Genomic DNA, 24071 nt, shown 5'->3' with positions numbered 1-24071 from the left:
ATGGCCGCCCGTGACAGTTTCGTGCACCTCCACAACCACTCCGAGTACTCGATGCTGGACGGCGCCGCCAAGATCACGCCCATGGTGGAGGAGGCCGCACGCCTGGGCCAGCCAGCCATCGGGATCACCGACCACGGCTACCTCTTCGGTGCCTACGAGTTCTACGCGGCCTGCCAGAAGGCCGGGATCAAACCGATCATCGGCCTGGAGGCCTACGTCACGCCGGGCACCTCCCGCTTCGACCGCAAGAAGGTCCAGTGGGGCGAGGCATGGCAGAAGCAGGACGACGTCTCCGCCTCCGGCTCCTACAACCACCTCACCCTGCTGGCCCACTCCACCCAGGGCATGCTCAACCTCTTCCGCCTGGGGTCCTACGCCTCGACCGAGGGCCAGTTCGGCAAGTGGCCGCGTGCCGACAAGGAGCTCCTGGAGCGCTACCACGAGGGCCTCATCGTCTTCACGGGATGCCCCTCGGGCGCGGTGCAGACCCGCATGAGGCTCGGGCAGTGGGACGAGGCCGTCCAGGAGGCCTCCGACCTGCGCGACATCTTCGGTGCGGAGAACTTCTACGTCGAGGTCATGGACCACGGCATCGACTTCGAACGGCGTACGCAGAAGGACCTCCTGCGCCTCGCGAAGCTCATGGACGCCCCCCTGGTGGCCACCAATGACGCCCACTACGTGAAGAAGGGTGACCGCGACATCCAGGACGCCCTGCTGTGCATCAACTCCGGGGCACGACTGGCGGACCCGGACCGCTTCCGCTTCGACGGGGACGACTACTACATCCGCTCCAGTGAGGACATGCGCCAGATCTGGGCCGAACTGCCCCAGGCGTGTGACTCCACCCTGGACATCGCCGAGCGCTGCGAGGTCCACTTCACCACCACCGACGAGGGCGCCAACTACATGCCGGACTTCCCCGTGCCCCCGGGGGAGGACAAGACCTCCTGGTTCATCAAGGAGGTCGAGGCAGGGCTGGCCTACCGATTCCCCAAGGGCGTGCCCGACGCGGTGCGCAAGCAGGCGGCCTACGAGGAGGACGTCATCGTCTCCATGGGCTTCCCCGGCTACTTCCTCACCGTGGCGGACTACATCAACTGGGCCAAGGAGCAGGGGATCCGTGTCGGACCGGGGCGTGGGTCCGGGGCAGGGTCCATGGTCGCCTACGCGATGCGCATCACCGAGCTCAACCCCATGGAGCACGGTCTGATCTTCGAGCGCTTCCTCAACCCCGAGCGTGTCTCCATGCCCGACTTCGACGTCGACTTCGACGAGCGCAGGCGTGACGAGGTCATCGACTACGTCAAGCGCAAGTACGGCGAGGACCGCATCAGCCAGGTCGTCACCTTCGGCCGGATCAAGACCAAGCAGGCACTGAAGGACTCCGCGCGCATCCTCGGCAAGGACTTCAAGATGGGGGAGCAGCTCACCAAGGCGCTGCCGCCCTCGGTCATGGGCAAGGACATCTCCGTCAACGGCATCTTCGACAAGGAGAACAAGCGCTGGGCGGAGGCCACGGAGTTCCGCCGCTACTACGAGGAGAACCCCGACACCCACGAGGTGGTCGACCTGGCACGCGGCCTGGAGGGGCTGACACGGCAGTGGGGCGTCCACGCCTGCGCGGTGATCATGTCCTCCCACACGCTCACCGACATCATCCCCATCATGAAGCGCCCCCAGGACGGCGCCATCATCACCCAGTTCGACTACCCGACCTGTGAGGGCCTGGGCCTGCTGAAGATGGACTTCCTGGGCCTGCGCAACCTCACCGTCATCTCCGACGCCCTGGACAACATCCGCCTCAACGGCAAGGAGATCCCCGACCTCGACCACCTGCCCCTGGACGACCGGGCCACCTACGACCTCCTCTCCCGGGGTGACACGCTCGGCGTGTTCCAGCTGGACGGCGGCGGCATGCGCGACCTGCTCAGGCTCATGCGCCCCGACAACTTCGAGGACATCTCGGCCGTGGGTGCCCTCTACCGCCCGGGTCCCATGGGCGCCAACTCCCACACGAACTACGCCCTGCGCAAGAACGGTCGCCAGGAGATCACACCGGTCCACCCGGAGCTGGCGGAACCGCTCAAGGAGATCCTGGGTGGCACCTACGGCCTGATCGTGTACCAGGAGCAGGTCATGCAGATCGCGCAGAAGCTCGCGGGCTACTCCCTGGGCCAGGCAGACATGCTGCGCCGTGCGATGGGCAAGAAGAAGAAGTACATCCTGGACAAGGAGTTCGCACCCTTCAGTGAGGGGATGCGGGAGAACGGGTACTCCCAGGAGTGCGTCCAGACGCTGTGGGACGTCCTGGTCCCCTTCTCCGACTACGCCTTCAACAAGGCCCACTCCGCCGCCTACGGCCTGGTCTCCTACTGGACGGCCTACCTCAAGGCGAACTTCCCCACGGAGTACATGGCGGCGCTGCTGACCTCCACCAAGGACAACAAGGACCGCCGGGCCCTCTACCTGGCGGAGTGCCGCCACATGGGCATCACCGTCCTGCCCCCCGACGTCAACTCCTCCATGGGCACCTTCGCCCCTGCGGGGGCGGACATCCGTTTCGGTCTCTCCGCCATCCAGAACGTCGGCGCGAACGTCGTCGACGCGATCGTGCGGGCGCGGGAGGAGAAGGGGCAGGCCACCTCGTTCCAGGACTTCCTCGACAAGGTCCCCCAGGTCGTGTGCAACAAGCGCACCGTCCAGTCCCTCATCAAGGCCGGGGCCTTCGACTCACTCGGCCACACGCGACGCGCCCTGCTGGCACGCTGCGACGAGGCCGTCGACGCCGTCACCGACGTCAAGCGCAACGAGGCCATCGGGCAGTTCGACCTCTTCGGGGGGCTCGGGGGCGACGAGGGCGGCTCCGCGAGCTTCGCCATCGAGATCCCCGACCTGCCCGAGTTCGACCGCAAGCACAAGCTGGCGGAGGAACGCGAGATGCTCGGCCTCTACGTCTCCGACCACCCCCTGCGCGGGGTGGAGAACGCCCTCACCCGCTACCAGGACACCGAGATCGCCCGCATCATCGGCAACGAGGAGTCCATGGCGGACCGGGTGGTGCGCATCGCCGGGTTGGTCTCCGCGGTCCAGACGAAGGTCACCAAGCAGGGCAATCCCTGGGCGATCGCCACGATCGAGGACCTCACCGGCTCGGTGGAGGTGCTCTTCTTCCCGCGTTCCTACGAGACGATCCAGTCCTTCCTGGCCCCCGACATCATCGTCCAAATCGAGGGGAAGGTGAACGTCCGCGACGACCAGACCAGCGTGTACGGCCAGTCGATGACGATCCTGGACCTGCGTGACGACGCCGGGGCACCGCTGGACCTGGTGCTGCCGGCGGGGCGCTGCACGAAGGACCTGCTCTCGGAGCTGCGTGACGTCCTGGAGTCCTTCCCCGGGGAGTCCCCCGTGCGCCTCCACCTCCGTCAGCCGGGTCGCACCACGGTCGTGGAGCTGGACCCGAGGCTGCGGGTCTCGCAGTCGAGTGCCTTCTTCAGCCAGGTCAAGGCCGTGGTGGGGGTCAGCGGGGTGATGGTCCCCAGGTGACAGGGGCGCCGGGTTGACCGGTTCGCGGACAGTGCCCCGGACGACCTCGGTTAAAGGTAGAGTCAAGAACGTGACAACCTTTGACGGGTACCAGTCCCCCGAGCGGACATTCGACGAGATGTTCGACGGCCGTGAGGTGCGCCCCCAGTACCGCGAGCTCGCCGAGGCCTTCTCGGGCCTGTCCGCCCAGGAGGTGCGCACCCGGGCGGACTACCTCTCCTCGACCTACCTGGACCGCGGCGTGACCTTCGCCGTGGGCGGGACCGAGCGCCCCTTCCCCCTCGACATCGTCCCCCGCATCATCGAGGCGGAGCAGTGGCGATCGGTCGAGGCGGGCCTCATCCAGCGCGTCCGGGCCCTGGAGGCCTTCCTCGACGACGTCTACGGGGAGGGCCGCATCCTCCACGACGGTGTCATCCCGAGGCGCGTCGTGACGACCTCGCCGCACTTCCACCGTGTGGTCCACGGCTTCCGTCCACCGGGTGGTGTGCGCATCCACGTCTGTGGCACGGACCTGATCCGCGACGCCGAGGGCACCTTCCGCGTGCTGGAGGACAACGTCCGCATCCCCTCGGGTGTGTCCTACGTGCTCACCAACCGCGCCGTCATGGGTGTCGCCCTGCCCGAGGCCGTCCAGCGCTACCGGGTCTCCCCGGTCCACGGATACCCCCGCATGCTGCTCTCCGCGCTGGAGCGCTGCGCGCCCGAGGGCGTCGCGGAACCCACCGTCGTCGTCCTGACACCGGGCGTGCACAACTCGGCCTACTTCGAGCACGCCCTCCTGGCCCGCATGATGGGCGTGGAGCTGGTCGAGGGCCGCGACCTCGTGTGCCGCGACGGCCATGTCTGGACCCACACGACGACCGGCCTGGCCCCGGTCCACGTCATCTACCGCCGCGTGGACGACGACTTCCTGGACCCCGTCCACTTCCGGGGTGACTCCCTGCTGGGGTGCGCGGGTCTGGTCAACGCGGCGCGCGCGGGGAACGTGACCATCGCCAATGCCATCGGCAACGGGGTGGCCGACGACAAGCTCGTGTACACCTACGTGCCGGACTTCATCCGCTACTACCTGGGGGAGGAACCGCTGATCCCGGGTGTGGACACCTGGAGGTTGGAGGACCCCGACAGCCGCGAACTGGTCCTGGACCGCCTCACCGAGATGGTCGTCAAACCCGTGGACGGATCGGGTGGCAAGGGGATCGTCATCGGGTCCCAGGCGAGCCCCGCCGAGCTGGAGACCCTGCGCACGCACATCCTGGCCTCACCGCGCAGCTGGATCGCCCAGCCCATCATCCAGCTCTCCACCGTGCCCACGCTCGTGGGTGACACCATGGCACCACGTCACGTGGACCTGCGCCCCTTCATCGTCAACGACGGGCAGGAGCCACGGGTGCTCGCCGGTGGCCTCACCCGTGTCGCCCTGCCCGAGGGCAAGCTCGTGGTCAACTCCTCCCAGGGTGGCGGATCCAAGGACACCTGGGTGCTCGCGGACCCGGACGCCCGGGTCGAGTTCTCCACCGTGCTCTCCCTGGCTGCGGCCAAGGGGGTCGCCCACGAGGTCCGCTCCGCCCAGGAGGGGGCCCTCGACGTGGCCCTCGAGGTGCCCGACATGCTCGAGGAGCGCCGTCAGCAGCAGCAACAACAGCAACAGCAGCAGGCCTGTCCGGCGTCGCCCGTGCCCCTGGACGGCGCGAGCGCGGCCCCCGCGACGACCACCCCCGCCACCGCCACGACCGCGCACACCGGAGGTCGACATGCTCAGTCGCATCGCTGAATCACTGTTCTGGATCGGACGCTACCTGGAGCGGACGGAGGACACGGCGCGTCTGCTCAAGGTGCACCTGCGCCTCCTCATCGAGGACCCACTGGCGGACGAGGGCCAGGCATCCGCCGCGCTGCTCTCCGTCATGGGCATCCCGGTGGAGGACGCCGACACCTCCGACGTGATGCGCCTGTTGTGCCTGGACCCGGCATCGACCAGCTCCATCATCTCCTCCATCGACGCGGCCCACGAGGCCGCCCACCGTGCACGCGAGACCGTGCCCGACGACCAGTGGGAGATCCTCAACCGGTGGTGGCGCGCCACGCGCGCCGGTTCCCTGGAGAAGGGGCGACCCACCGACGTGATGACGGGGATCACCAACCGGTGCGCCATGATCTCCGGCATGATGCACTCCCAGCTGCTGCGTGACGAGGGGTGGTGGTTCCTCATCATGGGACGCAACCTGGAGCGTGTGGACATGACGGCGCGCGTCATCCGACTCGCGGCGCTGCGGCCCTCACCGACCTCCTGGTCGGATGCCCTCAGCAGTTGTGCGGGCCAGCACGCCTACATCCGCAGCCGGGGTGCCGCCTCGACGGACCTGGACATCGCCCGCTTCCTGCTCCTCGACGAGTCCTTCCCCCGTTCCCTGCTCTTCAGCCTGGACGCGGTCGCCCACGCCCTGGACACGATCGACCGGTCGGACCCCGTGCGCGGGCACGTCTCGGAGGCGACGCGTCTGGTGGGCCAGACCCGCTCCCGCCTGCTCTACCGCGCACCGGAGGCAACGATGGAGGACCTGCCCGCCCGCATGGCGGCCCTGGGTACGACCTGCGCCGAGATCAGTGCCTGCGTCCAGGAGAGATTCTTCGAGGGCACCTCGGCGACGCGCTGGACGGGGGACCACCTGTGAGCAGGATCAGGATCGTCCACCGCACGGGGTACACCTACCACGAGCCCACACTCGCCTCATTCAACGAGGCACGCATGGTCCCGTGCACGGATGCCGACCAGCACCTGGTGGAGCACCGCCTGGAGATCTCCCCGAAGGCCTGGACCCAGGAGTACACCGACTACTGGGGCACGCGTGTCGTCGCCTTCGAACTCCACCAGCCCCACATGCGTCTCGACGTCACCTCCTCCTCGACCGTCGAGGTCTCTCGGAGGGGACTCGGGGGCATGGGGATGACATGGGAGGACCTCACCTCCGCGGCGGTGGAGGACCGGTTCGCGGAGTTCCTCAGCATCTCCCCGCGCGTCGACCCGGGTCCTGAGCTGCGGGACGCCCTCTCGGCACTGCTGCTGGAGTCCCAGGGGCCCGGGGACTTCGCACCCCGGGTGGGGGCATTCATCCACGAACGGGTCGAGTACGTCACGGGGTCCACCACGGTCCACACCCGGGCGCGTGAGGCCTGGGCCTCGCACGCGGGGGTCTGCCAGGACCTCGCCCACCTGATGATCGGCGCACTGCGGGTGGCACACGTGCCGGCCCGTTACGTCTCGGGGTACGTCCTGCCCGACGGCACGGCCTCGATCGGCGAGACACGCACGGGGGAGTCCCATGCGTGGGTCGAGTACTGGGACGGTCGTTGGCTGGCCTACGACCCCACCAATGCCAACGAGCCGGGGGACCTGCACGTGCGCGTGGGCTCCGCCCCCGACTACTCGGGTGTCACGCCCCTGCGGGGCATCTTCACCGGTGGACCCGAGTCGGAGCTCTTCGTGCAGGTGGAGATCACGCTGCTGGGCTGAGGCACCTCCCCGGTCGCGCCGGGGGTGTGCCGCACCCGCACGCCCGGGTCCCGGTGGAGTGGGCGGCGGTCCTCAGTCGGGGAGGACGCGCACGAGGGCGGACTCGCTGCCCATCGGTGTGTCGACCTCGACGAGGTCCCCGTCCTGGAGGTGGTGGCCCCGACGCAGCTCGACGCCACCGTTGACGCTCACGCCGCCCTCCTGGACGAGTTCGCGGGCGAGGGCGCCGTCATCGGCCAGGCCCGCCAGCTTCAGGAACTGCCCGAGCCTGATGCTGCCGCGCACCTCGACCGTCCTCGTCGTGCCCATCGTGTCCGTCCTCCGCATGCCGTCGCCACAGGGCGACCACCGCCCATGCGACCAGTATCCCAGCGATGTCGGCCGCCGCGTCACGGGGGTCGCCCGCGCGTCCGGGCACCCACGCCCACTGGATGAGCTCCGAGGCGGGTGCGTGCACCAGCGGCGGGCCGACCGCGAACCACGTCGGCCACCCCGCCAGGAGTCCGGCGGCGGTGACCAGGGCGAAGGAGGTGGCGTGCACGATCTTGTCGAAGCCGGGCTCCCCCGGGGCGGTCGGACCCGGCCATGAGCGGGTGAGGTCCCACAGCGGAGCCAGGAAACCGGGGCCGTCCGCGGCCTGGGGCGTGTAGAGCACCCAGCACTGCACGAGGAGCAGGACCACCCACACGACGACCCGGCCCCTGCGCATGGTGACAGTGTGCCACCGGCGCAGGGGCCGGGTCGTGGGGGGCAGGTCCGGGCATCGGCCCGGGCGGGTCGGGTCAGGACGCGGAGGCCCGGGCGATCTCCTCGATGGAGGCGCTCAGCGTCGCGGTGAACTCCTCGTCGCTCTGCTGGGCGGAGAGCCCCTGGAGCAGGGCACGGGAGAAGGAGGCGATGAGCCCGGGGTTGCGGGAGAGCTTGTCGCAGGCCTCGTCGCGGGAGAAGCCGCCGGACAGGGCGACCACCCGGATGACGCGGGGGTCGGCGATGAGGTCGGCGTAGAAGTTGTCCCGTTCCGGGATGGTCAGCTTGAGCATGACGCGCTGTCCCTCGGCGAGCTCGTCGAGGCAGGCGTTGATCTCCGTGAGCAGGACCGTCTCGGCGACGGCACGGTCGACGGTGTGGATGTCGACCTCGGGTTCGATGATGGGGACGAGTCCGTGCCCGAGCACCTGGTGGGCGAGCTCGAACTGCTGGCGCACCACGGAGCGGATGCCCGAGGGCTTGGCCTCCAGGACGACGGAGCGTTCCTTGGTCCCGAAGATGCCCTTGGCCACCGCCTTGTCCAGGAGCGCGTCCAGGTCGGGGATCGGCTTCATGAGGCGCACGCCCTTGTCCTCGTCGGCCAGTCCCTTGTCGATCTTGAGGAAGGGCACGATGTGCTTCTCGTCCCACAGGAAGGTCGCGGTCGGCATGCCCTCGATCTCGCGGTCCACCGTCATCTCGAAGAGGATCGCGGCGAGGATGTGCTCGGAGGTGAAGGCGGGGTCGGTGATGACCCGGGTGCGCATCTGGTGGACCAGGTCGAACATCTCGGCCTCGCTGTGCCACGCGTCCGGCTGGATCCCGTACCCCGCCAGTGCCTTCGGCGTGGAGCCGCCCGATTGGTCGAGTGCGGCGATGAATCCGGCACCCGACTCCATCTGTGTCAGTTGTTCGTCATTCACTTCGGACTCCCTTCCGAGCAGTCGTGCGCTGTGTGCGCCATCACACACAGTGTAGGAGCCGCGGGTGCTCCCCGGACCGAATCAGCCACGATCTGCTGCGATCTCACATCCGCACTGTCCGGGGCTCGGCCGGGCGCGTCGTGTCGGGGGTGTCTTGCCTAGGCTGGGGGCATGAGACGCATCGATCTGCGGGGCACCACGCCCTCGGCCCAGGACCTGCGCCGGGCACTCCCGCGTGCGGCCGTGGACATCACCGCCGCCACGGAGGTGGTCCGCCCGATCATCGAGCGGGTCCGCACCGAGGGCGCCCCCGCCCTCCTCGACCTCGCCGAGCGCTTCGACCACGTGCGTCCCCCCGCCCTGCGCGTCCCCGCCGAGGCGATCGGCCGGGCCCTGGACGGGCTCGACCCCGAGGTCCGCCGCGCCCTGGAGCTCTCCATCGCCCACAACCGTGAGGGCCACCTCCAGCAGGTTCCTGCCCCTGCGACCGTCGAGGTCGTCCCCGGCGGCACCGTCTCCCAGCGGTGGGTGCCGGTGCGTCGCGTGGGCCTCTACGTGCCCGGCGGGCTCGCGGTCTACCCCTCGTCGGTGGTCATGAACGTCGTGCCCGCCCAGGTGGCGGGCGTGGAGTCGATCGCCCTGGCCTCCCCGCCCCAGGCCGCCTTCGGGGGCCTCCCGCACCCCACGATCCTCGCCGCCTGCGCACTGCTGGGTGTGGAGGAGGTCTGGGCCATGGGAGGCGCGCAGGCCATCGCCGCGCTCGCCTGGGGATTCGAGGACGAGGGCGGCTCCTGCGAACCCGTCGACGTCGTCACCGGTCCGGGCAACATCTACGTGGCTGCCGCCAAGCGCCTGGTCCGGGGTGTCGTCGGCATCGACGCCGAGGCCGGGACCACGGAGATCGCGGTCCTCGCCGATGACTCCGCCGACCCCGCCCTCGTGGCGGCCGACCTCGTCAGCCAGGCCGAGCACGACCCGGCCGCCGCCTCCGTCCTCATCACCGACTCCCCGGCACTGGCGGACGCCGTCGAGGCGGCACTGCCCGCCCAGGTGGCGGCGACGAAGCACTCCGGGCGCATCGGCGAGGCGCTGTCGGGACCGCAGTCCGGGATCGTCCTCGTCGACGACCTCGAGCAGGCCCTGCGCGTCGTCGATGCCTACGCCGCCGAGCACCTCGAGGTCCAGACCCGCGACGCGGCAGCCGTGGCCGCGCGGGTGCGCAATGCCGGCGCCGTCTTCGTCGGACCCTGGACGCCGGTGCCCCTGGGTGACTACATGGCGGGCTCCAACCACGTGCTGCCCACGGGCGGCACCGCACGGTTCTCCTCGGGGCTCAACGTCCTGCAGTTCCTGCGCTCCCAGCAGGTCGTGGAGTACTCCGACGCGGCCCTGGCCTCCGTGGCCGACCCGTTGGACGCACTGGCCCGCGCGGAGGACCTGCCCGCCCACGGTGCCTCGGTCCTGTTGCGGCAGGGGAGGGGCACTGCGGCGCGAGCGGACACGTTCGAGTCCGCGGAGGTCACGGATGCCGCCGATGCCGGTGCGGACGAGGGGGACGGCGGCGCCGGGAAGGACACCGGGTTCTCCGACACGGTCGGGGTGCTGCGCCCATGACGTCCCCACAGGAACCCGTACCCGTGCGGCCCATGCTGCCGGTCCGCAGTGACCTGGCCGGCCTGGAGCCCTACGGCGCGCCCCAGCTCGACGTGCCCGTGCGACTCAACGTCAACGAGAACCCGTTCCCGCCCTCGTCCGCCGTGGTGGAGGACATCGCGGCCTCCGTCGGGCGCGCGGCGGCGGGCCTGAACCGCTACCCCGACCGCGACTTCCCGGAACTGCGCGCCGCACTCGCCGACTACCTGGCGGTGGAGTCCCACGTGCGCGTGGACCCCGGACTCGTCTGGGCCGCCAACGGCTCCAACGAGGTCATGGTGCAGATCCTCCAGGCCTTCGGTGGCTGTGGCCGCACCGTCGTGTCCTTCGCCCCGACCTACTCCATGTACCACGAGTACGCGCGCGACACCTGCACCCGCTGGGTCCAGGGGGAGCGCGGGGACGGCTTCCGCCTCGACCTCGACGAGGTCGAGCGCGTGCTGGAGCGGGAGCACCCCTCGGTGCTGCTGCTCGCCAGCCCCAACAACCCCACCGGCACCGCCCTGGACCCCGACTCCGCGCGACGCGTCCTCGACCTGACCCGGGCCTCGGGGCCCGAGGTCGAAGGCGGGCGCGCCGCCACCCTGGTCGTCATCGACGAGGCCTACGGCGAGTTCCGCCGCGACGGTGTGCCTTCCGCCCTGGAGATGCTCGCCGACAACCCGCACCTGGTCGTCTCGCGCACCATGTCGAAGGCCTTCGGCATGGCGGGCCTGCGACTGGGCTACATGGTGGCGGCACGCGAGGTCATCGACGCCGTCATGCTGGTGCGCCTGCCCTACCACCTCTCCGCCGTCACCCAGGCGGCTGCCCTGGCCGCGCTGCGCCACCGCAAGGAACTCATGGCACAGATCGCGGGCCTGCGCGGGGAGCGTGACGCGCTGGCCACCTGGCTGCGCGAGCAGGGGTACACGGTGGCGGACTCGGACGCGAACTTCGTGCTCTTCGGGACCTTCCCGGACCGCGAGGGCGTCTTCCGTGCTTTGCTGGACCGCGGGGTGCTCATCCGCGTCGTCGGTCCGGAGGGGTGGCTGCGTGTGTCAGTGGGCACACCGGAGGAGACCGCGGCCTTCAGGGCCGCACTGACGGAGGTAACGGCATGAGCGGGACCAGGATCGCGACGATCGACCGGGTGACCTCGGAGTCGAGCGTGCACGTGGAGATGGACCTGGACGGGACGGGACGCACCGAGATCTCGACCACCGTCCCCTTCTACGACCACATGCTCACCGCGCTCGGCAAGCACTCCCTCATCGACCTGGTCGTCCAGGCGAGCGGGGACACCGACATCGACGTCCACCACACGGTCGAGGACACCGCGATCTGCCTGGGGCTCGGACTCAAGCAGGCGCTCGGTGACAAGCGCGGCATCCGTCGCTTCGCCGACGCGACCGTGCCCCTGGACGAGGCCCTCGCCCGCGCAGTCGTGGACGTGGCGGGCAGGCCCTACATCGTCCACGAGGGCGAACCCGCCGGACAGGAGTACCACCTCATCGGTGGGCACTTCACCGGGTCCATGACGCGCCACGTGCTGGAGTCGCTCGTGTTCAACTCCGGGATCTGCCTGCACATGACCGTCCTGCACGGGCGCGACCCCCACCACATCGTGGAGGCCCAGTTCAAGGCCCTGGCACGCGCGCTGCGCTTCGCGGTGGAGCCGGACCCCCGGGTGACGGGGATCCCCTCGACCAAGGGCGCGCTGTAGCATTGACCGTCGCGCGGCCCGACCGCGCGTGATGGGTGACTGGCGGCGTCCGCCCTCGTGCGCGGGGGCGGGGACGCCCGAGCGAGACGCAGGAGGAACGGGTGTGAGCGGCGACGCCGACGACATCGATGCGGAGTTCGAGGACATCGTCTCCCACTTCGCGAGCTCGACCCCGGAACACGGTGGGAACCCCGAGGAGTCGGGGGAGGACGCAGCGGGGGACACCTCCGAGGAGGACCTCGACACCCCTGTCGACGAGTCCCTGCACCTGGAGGGTGGACACCTCTCCGTCGCCCTCGTCCTCGCGCCTCTGCCCTCACCCGGGGCCCTCCACTCCCTCCTGGCACTGGCCGGTCTCAAGGAGGCGGTCGTGCGCCTGCGTCCCTGGACCGCGGTGTGGTTGAGCGTGGAGACCACGCCCAGCCCCGAGGACGAACTGGCCTCCCTGCTCGGTGGTGCACGCGAGATGCCCGCCCCCGTCGACACGGTCGCGCGCGTGGTCTCCCGCCTGTCGAAGTTCGGCGCGGTGGCGATCATGTCCTGGCTGGTCGAGGGTGAGGGCATCGAGCCCGGGGTCTCCGGGCAGATCACGGCTCGCCGTTACGTCCACGGCGAGCCCGAGGAGGACATCCCCGCCGGCGTGCTGCTGGGTTCCATGCCCCCCGCCACGGAGGACCTGCTGCTGGGGCGCACGAAGCCGACCGACTACGAGGACTCGGTGGCGCCCGACGGCACCGTCCAGCGCAGACCCGGCCCCTTCGGCTGGTTCAGGAGGAAGTGACCATGGCAGCTCCTCGCGTCGTCGTGCTGGACTACGGGTCCGGCAACGTCCGTTCCGCGTACCGCGCCCTGGAGCGTGCCGGTGCCGAGGTGGCACTCACCGCCGACCCGGACGAGGTCCTGGCGGCCGACGGTCTGGTGGTGCCCGGTGTGGGGGCCTTCGCCGCCGTCATGGACCAGCTGCGCGCCGTGGGTGCGCCCGCGCTGATCGACCGTCGCCTCGCCGGGGGCCGGGCGGTGCTCGGGATCTGTGTCGGGTTGCAGGTGATGTTCGAGGGGTCCGTGGAGAAGGGGACCCACGAGGGCCTCGGCCAGTGGCACGGGACCGTGGAGCGCCTGGACGCACCGGTCGTGCCGCACATGGGCTGGTCGGAGGTGATCCCTCCGGAGGGTTCCGAGCTGTTCCGGGGCGTGGAGGACCAGCGTTTCTACTTCGTGCACTCCTACGGGGTGCTCACCGACCCGGCCGAGGGGATGCCCGAGGGGCCGATGACACCTCCGCGCACGACCTGGGCCGAGCACGGTTCCCGCTTCGTGGCCGCCGTGGAGGACGGGGCGCTCTGCGCCACCCAGTTCCACCCGGAGAAGTCCGGCGAGGCCGGGGCACAGCTGCTGCGCAATTGGCTGGCGACGCTCGGCTGATGCGGGTGCCGTGCGACCGAGGTGCACACGCCCGGGGCACCACTCCCGCCGATGCCCCGGGCGCCTCTCCTGCCCGTGCCCCGGGTACCACACCCGCCACTCCTCAACACTGGCCCCTCCCGGAAGGACACCCCCATGAGTGATTCCCTGATCCTGCTGCCCGCCGTCGACGTCGTCGAGGGCCGGGCCGTCCGCCTGACGCAGGGCGAGGCCGGCACCGAGACCTCCTACGGGGCACCGGTGGAGGCCGCCCGGACCTTCGTGGAGGCCGGGGCCCAGTGGCTGCACCTGGTGGACCTCGACGCCGCCTTCGGACGCGGTTCCAATGCGGAGCTGCTCGCCGGGATCGTCGCGGAACTGCCCATCGACGTCGAGCTCTCCGGGGGCATCCGCGACGACTCCTCCCTGCGTCGCGCCCTGGACGCGGGCGCCCGCCGCGTGAACCTGGGTACCGCCGCCCTGGAGGACCCGGAGTGGACCGAGCGGGCGATCGCCGAGTTCGGTGACCGGGTCGCCGTCGGGCTCGACGTGCGTGGCGAGACACTGTCGGCACGCGGCTGGACACGCGACGGTGGCAATCTCTGGGAGGTCATGGAACGCCTCGACCGCGCGGGCTGCCAGCGCTACGTCGTCACCGACGTCGCCCGCGACGGGATGCTGTCGGGTCCGAACCTGGACCTGCTCGCGCGCGTGTGCGCAGCCACCGACGCCGCCGTGGTGGCCTCGGGTGGGGTGTCCTCCCTGGCCGACATCGCGGCCCTGAGGGACCTGGTCCCGTCCGGAGTCGAAGGGGCGATCGTGGGCAAGGCCCTCTACGCGGGTGCCTTCACCCTTGAGGAGGCCCTGGCCGTCGCACGTGGCGAGGCGGGCGAGTGAGCGGGACGGGGAAGTCGCCCACCGGCCCGGAGGGCGTGCCGGGTGGCGACCTGCCTGCCCGCACCGAAGACCTGCCGGGTGGCGACCTGCCTGCCCGCACCGAAGACCTGCCGGGTGCAGACCTGCGCGCCGACGCGGAGGACCTGCCGGGTGCTGGCCTCCCCGCCGCTGCCGAGGGCCTGCTGCCGGGTGCTGACCTGCCCGCTCCTGACCGGTCGGTGGGCCACGGGACGCCCCATCGCGCGCCCCGTGGTGGCCACGTCCCCGCCCTCACCTCGGAGCAGCGTTCCCGCCTCGCCCAGAGACTGTCCATGAGGCGAGGGGACGGCGACCACGGCGATCTGCTCCCGCGCACGGCCGGGGCGATGGACCTGTCCGATCCCACCGAGCGCCTGGAGGCACTGGTCGCCGCGCTGGCAGCGGAACGGGTCATCGTCCCCATCGAGGTCGAGGCGGATCCACGGGTGACCGGCGTGCACGCCGGGCTGGGGATCGGTGATGCGAGCGGGGCGGACTTCGCCCGGGTGGAGACTCCGTCCGGTCCTGCCCTGGCCGTCTACACCTCTGCTGCGGCGCTCGCCTCCGACCGTCCCGGCGCCCGGCCCATGCCGATCTCCTTCCGCACGGTGGCACTGACCGCCCTCGTCGAGGTCGGCGGTCACGTCCTCGTCGATCCCGGTGCTGCGGAGTTGCTCCTGCCCAGGCCCGCCGTGTCCGCCCTCGCCCAGGGGGACGAGTGGCTCCCGGCCTGGCGGGACCCCGAGCTGCGCGAGGAGCTGCGAACCCTGGCGGGTTGCGGAGTCGAGCGTGGGGTCAAGGACGTCCGGGTGTCCTACGGCGGGGGAGTCGCGGTCCGGGTCGATCTCGTGGCCGACCCCAACACCGAACCCCTGGCCGTGCGGGGAGCCCTTGCGAGGGCGGCCCGTGCAGTTGCCGGGTCCCCACGCCTGTCCGTGGCTGCCGAACGCGTGGAGGTCGTGCCCCTGTGGGCGCCCATGGTGTGACCTCGCCGACCACGTTCCGGGGCCTCGCGGCACCGGGTGCGGCCGGGTGGACCTTCCCTGGGGGAAGTACTCACAAAATGTGAGTGGTGCTGGGAGTGGTACCACTCCCGGCAGCCCGGTGGCCCGGCAGCCCGGTGGCCCGGCAGCCCGGTGGCCCGGCAGCCCGGTGGCCCGGCAGCCCGGTGGCCCGGCAGCCCGGTGGCCCGGCAGCCCGGCAGCCCACGGCCCGGACGCGCCGCCGCGCAGGGGCCCCGCGTGAGCGAGCCGAGACAGTGACCTCCTCCTGCCCCTCCTGTGAGGGACGGCACCCGGACCTCGGGCCGCCCTGCTGGTGGGCCGGACCGAGCTGGTGATATCCTGTGTGTCGACCGTCCGGGCACCTGTGCCCGGGACGCAAGCGGAGATCCTCCCACCTGGATGCCCGCCACCGTGCCCGTCACGGTGGTTCGTGCCCGACCCGGCCAACACCGGGAGCGCGGTACAGGGGATCGGGTCCGTCGACACGTGGTACTGCCGCGCGTCGTTGTGGGCCTCCGTGTGCGTCATGGCACGGAGGCCTTTCTTCGTGCCGGAACAGTTGACACCGTGGAAGGAGTCACCCATCAGCGAGACCCGCATCAATGATCGCATCCGAGTCCCCGAGGTCCGCCTCGTCGGACCCGGCGGGGAGCAGGTCGGCGTCGTCCGTATCGACGCCGCGCTCCGACTGGCCGAGGAGGCCGGACTCGACCTCGTCGAGGTCGCGCCCGACGCCAAGCCGCCCGTCTGCAAGCTCATGGACTACGGCAAGTTCAAGTACGAGGCCGCCCAGAAGGCTCGCGACGCCCGCCGCAACCAGGCGAACACGCAGCTCAAGGAGATCCGTTTCCGCCTGAAGATCGACGACCACGACTTCGAGGTGAAGAAGGGGCACGTCGTGCGCTTCCTCACCCAGGGGGACAAGGTCAAGGTCATGATCATGTTCCGCGGCCGCGAGCAGTCACGTCCCGAGGCGGGCGTGCGTCTGCTGCAGAGGCTGGCGGAGGATGTCGGTGACCTGGCGACCGTGGAGTCGATGCCCCGCCAGGACGGACGCAACATGACGATGGTGCTCGCCCCGACGCGCCGCAAGGCCGACGCGATCACCGAGCAGCGCCAGCGCCGCGAGGCCGAGCGCGAGGCTCGCAAGGACAAGAGGGCCGAGCGTTCCACCAGGGACCAGGCTCGCGGGGCCGAAGCCGCACGGTGAATGGCTCAGACGCAGGACCCCGATCGGGCCCCGCGTTCGACACAGAAGGAATGGAAGACATGCCCAAGAACAAGACCCACTCCGGGACGAAGAAGCGCGTCCGCAAGACCGGCTCCGGCAAGCTCATGCGTGAGCAGGCAGGTGCGCGCCACCTCCTCGAGCACAAGTCGAGCCGCAAGAAGCGTCGTCTGGCTTCCGACCAGCCGGTCGCCAAGTCCGACCAGAAGCGCGTCCGCAACCTGCTGGGCATCTGACCGGCCCGTCCGCACCAAGGAGAAACTGAGAAATGGCACGTGTGAAGAGGGCCGTCAACGCCCACAAGAAGCGTCGCGTCGTCCTGGAGCAGGCGTCGGGTTACCGCGGTCAGCGTTCGCGCCTGTACCGCAAGGCCAAGGAGCAGGTCACCCACTCCTTCACCTACTCCTACCGCGACCGCAAGGCCCGCAAGGGCGACTTCCGTCGCCTGTGGATTCAGCGCATCAACGCTGCGTCCCGCCAGAACGGCCTCACCTACAACCGCTTCATCCAGGGCCTGAACCTGGCTGGCGTGGAGGTCGACCGTCGCATGCTGGCCGAGCTGGCCGTCAATGAGCCCGCCGCATTCGCGTCGCTCGTCGAGACCGCGAAGGCAGCACTGCCCGCGGACGTCAACGCCGCCAAGCAGGCCTGAGACCGACGGATCGGGACTCCGTGTCCGACCGGTCTGACGCTGAGCGCCCGTCCATCCTGGACAACCCCCACGCCGAACGCGTGAGGCGGGTTGCCGGGTTGGCCGGGCGCTCAGCGCGTTCACGCTCGGGTCTCATGCTCGTCGAGGGGCCGCAGGCCGTGCGCGAGCTGGTGACCCATCGTGGCGAACACGTGCGCGACGTCTACCTGAGTGGGGGAGCCGCACAGCAGCACCCCGACATCGTCGACGCCGCGCGCTCGGCCACCCGCTGGGTGCACGAGGTCACCGACGAGGTCGCCCACGCGATGTCACCCGACGCCCAGGGAGTCATCGCCGTGGCCCGCAGTGAGGCCGTCGCCGACGGTTCGCCGCGCGAGGGCGGGGGACCGGTGGTCATCCTCGTCCGCGCGCAGGACCCCGGCAACGCCGGGACCATCATCCGCACCGCTGATGCCATGGGCGCCTCCCGTGTGGTGCTGACCCGCGACTCCGTCGACGTGCGCAATCCGAAGGTGTTGCGGGCCACCGCTGGCTCCGCCTTCCACCTCCCCGTGTCCACGGGTGTCGAGCTGGCCTCCGTCGTCGAGGAGATCCACGAGGGCGGGGTCGTGGTGATGGGCACCTCGGGCGGCGATGGATCCCTGGACCTGTCCGACCTGCTCGCCGAGGCCGTGCGCCTGGGGGAGGGGGCACTGACGGTGCCCCACGCCTGGGTGCTCGGCAACGAGGCGCAGGGGCTCTCGGACCAGGAGGAGGAGGCCTGCGACGTCCTCGTCCGCATCCCGATGACCGGGCAGGCCGAGTCGTTGAACGTCTCCTCGGCAGCGGCCATGTGTCTCTTCGCCTCCCAGTGCGGGACCACCGCCCGTCACTCCTGACGGGCAGGGGCCCTCCCGGGTCGCTGGCGGCCCGCTCGGCCCAGACGGGTCCCGCCCGCACCGGGTCCGCCCGTGCCTGTCCCGCCCGCGCGTGATCCGTCCGTGGTCGGCGCACCCGAACCGGGTTCGTGGGTGCTGAGCCCGCCCGGGCCGGAATCGTCCGTGCTCGGCCCGCCCGGAGCCGCTCGACTCCTCCGGTCAGCCGCCGCGGTGGACAGGTGCCCACCGCTTCGGAGCGGAACACCTGCCACACCCCGATAGGCTGGGTCCATGCGCGTGCGAGACCTGGACGAGTCCGAACTCATCTCCCTCCTGACGGCTGTGCTGCCGACCGGGGAGCGCACCATCCTGGGTTCCGGTGACGACTGCGCCTTCGTGGCCTCTCCCGAGGCGGGGTTCCTGGTGACCACGGACATCCTCGTGGGCGGGGAGCACTTCCGTACGGACTGGTCCTCACCCGACGAGATCGGAGCGCGCGCCGCCGCCCAGAACCTCGCCGACGTGGCCGCCATGGGGGGTCGGACCTCCTCCCTGGTCGTCTCCCTGGTCCTGCCTCCCGACACCCCCGTCGACTGGGTGGTCGCACTGGCCGCCGGTTTCGGCGAGCGTGCGCGTCTCGCGGGAGCAGGGGTGGTGGGAGGGGATCTCTCATCCGGTGGGGAGGTCGTGGTCTCCGTGACGGCCCAGGGGTGGACGCACGAGACCCCGGTACTGCGCACCGGCGCCCGACCAGGTGACATCCTGGCGATCGCCGGGACCCTGGGACGTTCCGGTGCCGGGCTGGAACTGCTCTCGCGCGGGCTGGTGGACCCGGCCTGTCATGACGCCGAGGTCCTGGGGGACCTGGCGGAAGCCGTCACGACGTACCGGGCACCCACCCCGCCGCTGGAGGCCGGACCCACGGCCGCTGCCCACGACGCCCACGCGATGATGGACGTCTCCGACGGACTGGTCATGGATGCCGGGCGCATGGCTCGGGCCTCCGGCGTCATCGTCGAGCTCGACCCCGCTCTCCTCGCCCCCGATGTGCGGGCCCTGGAGGCGCCGGCACGAGCCTGTGGGCGCCCCGCACTGGACTGGGTGCTCTTCGGGGGCGAGGACCACCCGATGCTGGCCGCCTTCCCGCCACGCGTGGTGCTGCCCACCCCGTTCCGACCCATCGGCGTCATCGGCGCGGTGGAACCGGAGGGTTCCCCGCGGGTCAGGCTGGACGGCACCGACATCTCCGGGGGCTGGGGCCACTTCCGCCACTGAGGCGCGGGCGCAGCACGCCGACACCCGCATCGACCGAGTTCCTCACCCGACGGCATCGGTGGACGCGGGTCCGTCGGCCCGACACCGGACACGGGTTCCGGCCACGGACTCCGGACACGCCGAGGGCCCGGTGGGATCACTCCCACCGGGCCCTCGGGCTCAGTTCAGCACCGTGGGACGCGCACGGGGCGCGACCCGTCAGGACTCAGATCGCGCGGGCGACCTTGTCCGACTTCAGGCACTTGGTGCACACGTTCAGGCGCTTCGGGGTGCCACCCACCAGAGCGCGGACGCGCTGGATGTTCGGGTTCCACCGGCGGTTGTTGCGCACATGGGAGTGCGAGACGCTCTTGCCGAAGCCCGGTCCCTTGCCGCAGACGTCGCAAACGGAAGCCACGATGTTCTCCTCGGTTCCAGATTCTGGGTCCCGCTCACGCGGGTCGGTTCATGCAGCGGTGGAGATCCACCGCAGGCAACCACAAGAGAATACCCGATCCGCCCTCGTCGATCCAAGTCGTGGGGCCCCGCGCCGCGTGTCAGGTGGCACACAGCGTGGCCCTGCGGCGACAATCGTGGCATCACCACCTTGGCTGCGCGGGCATCCCCGCGCCCGGGTGCACGACCAGTGACACAGGTACCGGGACATCGAGAGCATCCGGACACCTGGAACACCCAGACACCGGGAGGCAGCTCCCGGCCACCGACCCTGGAGGACACCGTGGAACCCACTGCGGGGACGCTCGCGGAGACCCTGCGCACCGCAGCGGACGAGGCGGGGCGGCTGCGGGCCTTCATCGACGACCTCGACGGGTCGGACGGCCAGGACTGCGACACCGGGTCGAACGCCGCGCTGACCCTGGACGCGCTGGCGCGCGCCGTGGGGGAACTGGAGCCCGCGGATTCCTTCGAGTCCGCACTGGAGGTGGGAGTCGACGCCGCAGTGCGCAGCGGGGTCGGGCACGTCGGTGTCCTCCTCGGGGCCGTGCTCGCGACCTGGGCGCAGGCGCTGGGGGGCGCCCAGTCCCTGCGCCCCGTCGACGTGGCGCGCATGCTGCGTGCGAACCCCTGGGAGTGCGAGGGCGTGCACATGGACTGGTCCCTGGCCCTGGAGTCCATGTTCGACGAGGGGACCTCGGAGCTGGAGACCCTGGGCGACACACTGCCCGACGTGGGAGGCCTCGTGGCGGTCTTCTCCGCCCAGGCGCAGTACGGACTGGTCAACGCGACGAACGACTCCACGGGGAGGGTGGACGCGGGCGCGGCGGTGCTCGCACTGCTGCTCGCCTCCCTGGACGCCACCGTGCGCTCGGACCACTCGATGCTGGACTCCCTGGTGCACATGCTCGCCGACCTGGCCGGGTCGCCCGGCGCAGCCTCCCCACGACCCCAGGTCCCCGCGCCGGGACGCGCCTTCACCGTCGACATCGTCCTGCACGGCACCTCGGAGGACGCCGCCTCCGCCCGCCACGCACTGGCCGGCCTGGGGGTGCGCCACTCGGTGGTGGGACGGGCCGACCTCTTCGGTGTGGGGGAGTGGCGCCTCCACGTCGACACCTCCGCCCCCCTGGCGGTGCGACCCCGGTCGGGGACCGTGGTGCGCTTCCAGGTCTGCGATGCGCGCCCCGACGAACTCATCGGCCAGGACATGCTCTCCGACGGGGTGACCCACCGCGGCGTGCGGCTGCTGGAGCGGCGCACCCTGGCGCGGGTCGAACGGGCGATGGTCGTGGCCTGCACACGGGCCCCCGGCCTCGTCGAGGACCTCGCCCAGGCGGGCGCCGTCACGCTGCTGGACCCCGATCCCGAGGATACCCAGGCGCTCGTGCAGGCCGCGCGCGCCTCCACCACGGGCGTGTGCCTCGTCGCGCCCTGCGACCCGGCCTCGGTCGACCTCGCGCGCAGCGTCGCCCGGCACTTGGAACTGCCGCCGACGACCGACGAGGGCGGGGGCGCGGGCACCGCAGGAGCCGACCCCGCGACCACGCGTGAGGGGGTCCCGCTGCGGGTGCTGGTCGCGGACTCCTGCGACGACCTGTCCGCACTCCAGGTCGCCCAGGCCTGCGGGACGTTCTTCGTGCCCCGACCGGGTGGCCCCGGAGCCGCCGGGGTCATGGAGCCGATGCTGCGGGAGTCCGCCCACCGGGCCCTCGCACGCAGTCTGGTCGCCACCCTGGCGGTGGACGCGCAGGGTGGGGACCTCTCCGCCGCCCTCCAGGAGATCTCGGCACTCCCGCCGCGTCGTCTGCGTCTGCTGGCCTCGCGGGCCGACGGCCCCGTCCTCGTCGCCACGCTGCGCCAGATGAACCAGGGCATCGACCCGTGGACCCCTGCCCCCGACCTCGAGGTCATCGACGGCGGCCAGGAGGGCCCCAGCCTGCTCCAGGGGGTGCGATGAACGCCCTCGACGTCCCCCTCGACCTGCGCCTGCCCAAGGCCACCGCACGCAAGCTGGCGGGGGCGGGACTGACGACGGTCGGGGACCTGCTGGCGGTGGCGCCGCGTCGCTACTACCACTGGGGAGCGATGACCAGGCTGTCGGGCCTGCGTGAGGGGGAGGACGTCACGATCCTCGCCGAGGTCGTCTCCACCCGCCTCGTCCCCAACCGCTCCCGCAAGGGGGTGCGCCTGGAGGTGGCACTCACCGACGGCACCGACGTCATCGACGCCACCTTCTTCGCCACCAACGAGTTCCGCCTGGCCCCCCACCAGAGGCTCCTGGTGCCCGGGGCCCATTTCCTGTTCGCGGGCAAGGTCGGCTCCTACCGCGGGCACCTCCAGCTCACCCACCCCCAGTTCGAGGGTGCGGAGGGTGAGACGGAGGAGGACATCCGCCGCCGCCAGGAGCGCCCGATCCCCATCTACCCCGGTGGGTCAGGACTCACCTCCTGGATGGTGGCCCGCGCAGTCGGCATGGTTCTGGACGCCCTCGTCGACGCGGAGGTGCCCGACCCCGTGCCCGCCGAGGTGCGGACGCGCCGCGGACTGCTCGCCCATGCGGCGGCCCTGCGTCAGTTGCACCGGCCCCTCGACGACGCCGAGCACCGGGCCGCGCGCGCCAGCCTCGCCTGGGCCGAGGCCTTCGTCCTCCAGACCGGGCTGCTGGAGGCGAGGGAAGGGGCCCGTGCCGAGCGGGCTCCGGCCTGCCCCGTGGAGGGCAACCGCGTGCTGGAGGGGTTGCTGGACTCCCTGCCCTTCGAGCTCACCGACTCCCAACGTCGTGCGCTCTCGGAGGTCCAGGTCGACCTCGAGGGCACCCGTCCCATGCAACGCCTGCTCCAGGGCGATGTCGGGTCCGGCAAGACCGTGGTCGCGCTGGCCGCCATGTGCCAGGTCGTGGGCGCAGGCCACCAGGCCGCGCTCCTGGCCCCCACCGAGATCCTCGCCGAGCAGCACGCCGCCTCCCTGACGGCCCTGTTGGCGGCGCTGCGCGCGGAGGGGACGGATGTCGAGCTGCGCCTGCTGACCGGCTCCACCCGGGCGGTGGTCAGGCGCGAGGTGGACGTGGCCCTGAGGGCGGGCGGGCCGTTGATCGTCGTGGGCACCCACGCCCTGCTGCAGGACTCCGTGGAATTCCCCGACCTGGGCCTGGTGGTCGTGGACGAGCAGCACCGTTTCGGCGTCGCCCAACGTGATCGCCTGCGCCGCCCGGGCGGCGGTGGGAGCATCGATGCGGCCGGTGACGAGGGCGGCGTGAGCGTGCCCCACCAGCTCGTCATGACGGCCACACCCATTCCGCGCACGGTCGCGATGACGGTCTTCGGCGACCTCGACGAGACCCGCATGACCGGCCTGCCCCCGGGGCGCACCCCCGTCGAGACCTTCCTCGTCGACGCCGCGAACCCCGCCTGGATGACACGCCTGTGGGCGCGCGCCCGCGAGGAGGTCGACGCCGGCGGACGCGTCTACGTCGTGTGCCCGCGCATCGACGAGGGCGACCCCGTGGCCGATGCGGAGGCCGGGAGCGGTGCGGGGGCTGCGGCGGGCCACACCCCACCACCCCTGGCCAGCGTGCATGCCGTGGCGGAGTCCCTGCGCACGGGCGGCCCACTGGCCGGACTCGGTATCCACGAGCTCCACGGGCGCATGAACGCCGCGGAGAAGACACAGGTCATGGACGACTTCGCGGAGGGCCGCGCGCCGGTGGTGGTGGCGACGACGGTGGTCGAGGTCGGGGTCGACGTGCCGGAGGCCTCCATGATGGTGGTCCTGGACGCCCAGCAGTTCGGGCTCTCCCAGCTCCACCAGCTGCGCGGGCGGGTGGGGAGGTCGACACGGGCGTCGGTGTGCATGGCGGTGCACCGCCACGAGATCTCGGAGTGGTCCATGGAGAGGCTGCGGGCCTTCGCCTCCACCACCAACGGCTTCGAGCTGGCGGATGAGGACCTGCGCCTGCGCCGGGAGGGAGACGTGCTCGGGGCGGACCAGTCGGGGCGCACCTCGGGCCTGCGGTTCCTCTCCGTGCAGCGCGACGAGGCCGTCATCCGTGAGGCCCGTGAGGAGGCCTCACTGGTGGTCGGTGCCGATCCGGCCCTGTCGGAGCACCCCGATCTGGCGCGAGCGGTGCGCGCGAGGGCGGGCAGCGACATCGTGTGGATGGAACGTTCCTGAGGGGCCCGAGGGGGCTCCTCTCCGGATGCACGGACAC

Annotated in this window: 22 protein-coding genes; 18 read left to right on the top strand and 4 right to left on the bottom strand. The window is 71.1% G+C overall.

Features of this window, described 5'->3' with window-relative positions; translation table 11 throughout:
- From dnaE to BQ9890_RS05655, 4 genes are all read left to right on the top strand, one after another.
- A complete protein-coding gene (dnaE, locus tag BQ9890_RS05670) occupies nucleotides 1-3549 on the top strand; it encodes a DNA polymerase III subunit alpha (protein WP_075890020.1) in 3549 nt (1182 codons plus the stop codon).
- Nucleotides 3550-3619: 70 nt separating this feature from the next.
- On the top strand, nucleotides 3620-5326 hold the full coding sequence (locus BQ9890_RS05665) for a circularly permuted type 2 ATP-grasp protein (RefSeq protein WP_230297839.1): 1707 nt from the start codon (nucleotides 3620-3622) through the stop codon (nucleotides 5324-5326).
- Nucleotides 5307-6227 (top strand): alpha-E domain-containing protein, encoded by a 921-nt coding sequence (locus BQ9890_RS05660; RefSeq protein WP_075890018.1) that lies wholly within the window; start codon nucleotides 5307-5309, stop codon nucleotides 6225-6227. Before BQ9890_RS05665 ends, BQ9890_RS05660 begins: the two co-directional genes overlap by 20 nt.
- Nucleotides 6224-7066: a transglutaminase family protein gene (locus tag BQ9890_RS05655; protein ID WP_075890016.1), complete on the top strand. Its 843-nt coding sequence runs from the start codon at nucleotides 6224-6226 to the stop codon at nucleotides 7064-7066. The genes BQ9890_RS05660 and BQ9890_RS05655 overlap by 4 nt, the downstream gene beginning before the upstream one ends.
- A gap of 72 nt (nucleotides 7067-7138) precedes the next feature.
- Here BQ9890_RS05655 and BQ9890_RS05650 read toward each other — a convergent pair whose 3' ends face one another.
- The 3 genes from BQ9890_RS05650 to BQ9890_RS05645 all read right to left on the bottom strand — a co-directional run bounded on the left by BQ9890_RS05650 (nucleotide 7139) and on the right by BQ9890_RS05645 (nucleotide 8736).
- Nucleotides 7139-7375, bottom strand: a complete 237-nt coding sequence (locus BQ9890_RS05650; protein WP_075890014.1) for an RNA-binding S4 domain-containing protein — start codon at nucleotides 7373-7375, stop codon at nucleotides 7139-7141.
- Nucleotides 7296-7775 carry a VanZ family protein gene (locus tag BQ9890_RS15230; protein ID WP_143226252.1) on the bottom strand — a complete coding sequence of 160 codons (480 nt, stop codon included), beginning with the start codon at nucleotides 7773-7775 and terminating at the stop codon, nucleotides 7296-7298. Before BQ9890_RS15230 ends, BQ9890_RS05650 begins: the two co-directional genes overlap by 80 nt.
- A gap of 73 nt (nucleotides 7776-7848) precedes the next feature.
- Nucleotides 7849-8736, bottom strand: a complete 888-nt coding sequence (locus tag BQ9890_RS05645) for a fructose bisphosphate aldolase (RefSeq protein ID WP_075890012.1) — start codon at nucleotides 8734-8736, stop codon at nucleotides 7849-7851.
- A 171-nt stretch (nucleotides 8737-8907) separates the two neighbouring features.
- On the opposite strand from BQ9890_RS05645, the gene hisD reads away from it, so the two are divergent.
- The 12 genes from hisD (at nucleotide 8908) to thiL (ending at nucleotide 19426) form a co-directional block, all read left to right on the top strand.
- The gene (hisD, locus tag BQ9890_RS05640) at nucleotides 8908-10350 is read left to right on the top strand and encodes a histidinol dehydrogenase (protein WP_078062254.1); all 1443 of its coding nucleotides are present in this window, start codon (nucleotides 8908-8910) and stop codon (nucleotides 10348-10350) included.
- The gene (locus BQ9890_RS05635; RefSeq protein WP_075890010.1) at nucleotides 10347-11492 is read left to right on the top strand and encodes a histidinol-phosphate transaminase; all 1146 of its coding nucleotides are present in this window, start codon (nucleotides 10347-10349) and stop codon (nucleotides 11490-11492) included. Before hisD ends, BQ9890_RS05635 begins: the two co-directional genes overlap by 4 nt.
- Complete coding sequence (gene hisB / locus BQ9890_RS05630; protein ID WP_075890008.1) at nucleotides 11489-12094, top strand: imidazoleglycerol-phosphate dehydratase HisB; 606 nt, start codon at nucleotides 11489-11491, stop codon at nucleotides 12092-12094. The genes BQ9890_RS05635 and hisB overlap by 4 nt, the downstream gene beginning before the upstream one ends.
- A 103-nt stretch (nucleotides 12095-12197) precedes the next feature.
- Nucleotides 12198-12875 carry a hypothetical protein gene (locus BQ9890_RS05625; RefSeq protein ID WP_075890006.1) on the top strand — a complete coding sequence of 226 codons (678 nt, stop codon included), beginning with the start codon at nucleotides 12198-12200 and terminating at the stop codon, nucleotides 12873-12875.
- Between the two features lie 2 nt (nucleotides 12876-12877).
- Nucleotides 12878-13516 (top strand): imidazole glycerol phosphate synthase subunit HisH, encoded by a 639-nt coding sequence (gene hisH / locus BQ9890_RS05620; RefSeq protein WP_075890004.1) that lies wholly within the window; start codon nucleotides 12878-12880, stop codon nucleotides 13514-13516.
- A 135-nt stretch (nucleotides 13517-13651) separates the two neighbouring features.
- A complete protein-coding gene (priA, locus tag BQ9890_RS05615) occupies nucleotides 13652-14392 on the top strand; it encodes a bifunctional 1-(5-phosphoribosyl)-5-((5-phosphoribosylamino)methylideneamino)imidazole-4-carboxamide isomerase/phosphoribosylanthranilate isomerase PriA (protein ID WP_075890002.1) in 741 nt (246 codons plus the stop codon).
- Nucleotides 14389-15396: an SseB family protein gene (locus BQ9890_RS05610; RefSeq protein ID WP_230297838.1), complete on the top strand. Its 1008-nt coding sequence runs from the start codon at nucleotides 14389-14391 to the stop codon at nucleotides 15394-15396. The genes priA and BQ9890_RS05610 overlap by 4 nt, the downstream gene beginning before the upstream one ends.
- 544 nt (nucleotides 15397-15940) lie before the next feature.
- Nucleotides 15941-16624, top strand: a complete 684-nt coding sequence (gene infC, locus BQ9890_RS05605) for a translation initiation factor IF-3 (RefSeq protein WP_075892784.1) — start codon at nucleotides 15941-15943, stop codon at nucleotides 16622-16624.
- Nucleotides 16625-16683: 59 nt separating this feature from the next.
- Nucleotides 16684-16878 carry a 50S ribosomal protein L35 gene (gene rpmI / locus BQ9890_RS05600; RefSeq protein WP_075892786.1) on the top strand — a complete coding sequence of 65 codons (195 nt, stop codon included), beginning with the start codon at nucleotides 16684-16686 and terminating at the stop codon, nucleotides 16876-16878.
- A 32-nt stretch (nucleotides 16879-16910) separates the two neighbouring features.
- On the top strand, nucleotides 16911-17294 hold the full coding sequence (gene rplT, locus BQ9890_RS05595) for a 50S ribosomal protein L20 (protein WP_075890000.1): 384 nt from the start codon (nucleotides 16911-16913) through the stop codon (nucleotides 17292-17294).
- 98 nt (nucleotides 17295-17392) lie between these two features.
- Nucleotides 17393-18172, top strand: coding sequence for a TrmH family RNA methyltransferase (locus BQ9890_RS05590; RefSeq protein WP_230297837.1), 780 nt, complete (start codon nucleotides 17393-17395; stop codon nucleotides 18170-18172).
- A gap of 270 nt (nucleotides 18173-18442) precedes the next feature.
- A complete protein-coding gene (thiL, locus tag BQ9890_RS05585; RefSeq protein WP_195907631.1) occupies nucleotides 18443-19426 on the top strand; it encodes a thiamine-phosphate kinase in 984 nt (327 codons plus the stop codon).
- Nucleotides 19427-19631: 205 nt separating this feature from the next.
- On the opposite strand, the gene rpmB is transcribed toward thiL, so the two are convergent.
- Nucleotides 19632-19823 carry a 50S ribosomal protein L28 gene (rpmB, locus tag BQ9890_RS05580; RefSeq protein ID WP_075889998.1) on the bottom strand — a complete coding sequence of 64 codons (192 nt, stop codon included), beginning with the start codon at nucleotides 19821-19823 and terminating at the stop codon, nucleotides 19632-19634.
- 321 nt (nucleotides 19824-20144) lie between these two features.
- Between rpmB and BQ9890_RS05575 the strand changes: the two genes are divergently transcribed.
- Both BQ9890_RS05575 and BQ9890_RS05570 read left to right on the top strand, forming a co-directional pair.
- The gene (locus BQ9890_RS05575; protein WP_075889996.1) at nucleotides 20145-21821 is read left to right on the top strand and encodes a DAK2 domain-containing protein; all 1677 of its coding nucleotides are present in this window, start codon (nucleotides 20145-20147) and stop codon (nucleotides 21819-21821) included.
- The gene (locus BQ9890_RS05570; RefSeq protein ID WP_075889994.1) at nucleotides 21818-24034 is read left to right on the top strand and encodes an ATP-dependent DNA helicase RecG; all 2217 of its coding nucleotides are present in this window, start codon (nucleotides 21818-21820) and stop codon (nucleotides 24032-24034) included. The genes BQ9890_RS05575 and BQ9890_RS05570 overlap by 4 nt, the downstream gene beginning before the upstream one ends.
- Nucleotides 24035-24071 lie beyond the last annotated feature (37 nt).

Origin of the sequence: Actinomyces provencensis (genome assembly GCF_900155435.1) — a bacterium.
Taxonomy (GTDB): Bacteria; Actinomycetota; Actinomycetes; order Actinomycetales; family Actinomycetaceae; genus Pauljensenia; species Pauljensenia provencensis.
Note: the sequence above shows the minus strand (reverse complement) of the source record. Positions and strands in the feature narration are given on the sequence as shown.

Excerpts from the sequence above, each read along its gene's own strand:
- BQ9890_RS05650 (WP_075890014.1), bottom strand. The coding sequence starts at position 7,375 with ATGGGCACGACGAGGACGGTCGAGGTGCGCGGCAGCATCAGGCTCGGG.
- thiL (WP_195907631.1), top strand. The coding sequence starts at position 18,443 with ATGCGCGTGCGAGACCTGGACGAGTCCGAACTCATCTCCCTCCTGACG.
- hisB (WP_075890008.1), top strand. The coding sequence starts at position 11,489 with ATGAGCGGGACCAGGATCGCGACGATCGACCGGGTGACCTCGGAGTCG.
- infC (WP_075892784.1), top strand. The coding sequence starts at position 15,941 with ATGGCACGGAGGCCTTTCTTCGTGCCGGAACAGTTGACACCGTGGAAG.
- dnaE (WP_075890020.1), top strand. The coding sequence starts at position 1 with ATGGCCGCCCGTGACAGTTTCGTGCACCTCCACAACCACTCCGAGTAC.
- hisD (WP_078062254.1), top strand. The coding sequence starts at position 8,908 with ATGAGACGCATCGATCTGCGGGGCACCACGCCCTCGGCCCAGGACCTG.
- BQ9890_RS05660 (WP_075890018.1), top strand. The coding sequence starts at position 5,307 with ATGCTCAGTCGCATCGCTGAATCACTGTTCTGGATCGGACGCTACCTG.
- BQ9890_RS05570 (WP_075889994.1), top strand. The coding sequence starts at position 21,818 with ATGAACGCCCTCGACGTCCCCCTCGACCTGCGCCTGCCCAAGGCCACC.
- BQ9890_RS15230 (WP_143226252.1), bottom strand. The coding sequence starts at position 7,775 with ATGCGCAGGGGCCGGGTCGTCGTGTGGGTGGTCCTGCTCCTCGTGCAG.
- priA (WP_075890002.1), top strand. The coding sequence starts at position 13,652 with ATGAGTGATTCCCTGATCCTGCTGCCCGCCGTCGACGTCGTCGAGGGC.
- rplT (WP_075890000.1), top strand. The coding sequence starts at position 16,911 with ATGGCACGTGTGAAGAGGGCCGTCAACGCCCACAAGAAGCGTCGCGTC.
- BQ9890_RS05635 (WP_075890010.1), top strand. The coding sequence starts at position 10,347 with ATGACGTCCCCACAGGAACCCGTACCCGTGCGGCCCATGCTGCCGGTC.
- rpmI (WP_075892786.1), top strand. The coding sequence starts at position 16,684 with ATGCCCAAGAACAAGACCCACTCCGGGACGAAGAAGCGCGTCCGCAAG.
- hisH (WP_075890004.1), top strand. The coding sequence starts at position 12,878 with ATGGCAGCTCCTCGCGTCGTCGTGCTGGACTACGGGTCCGGCAACGTC.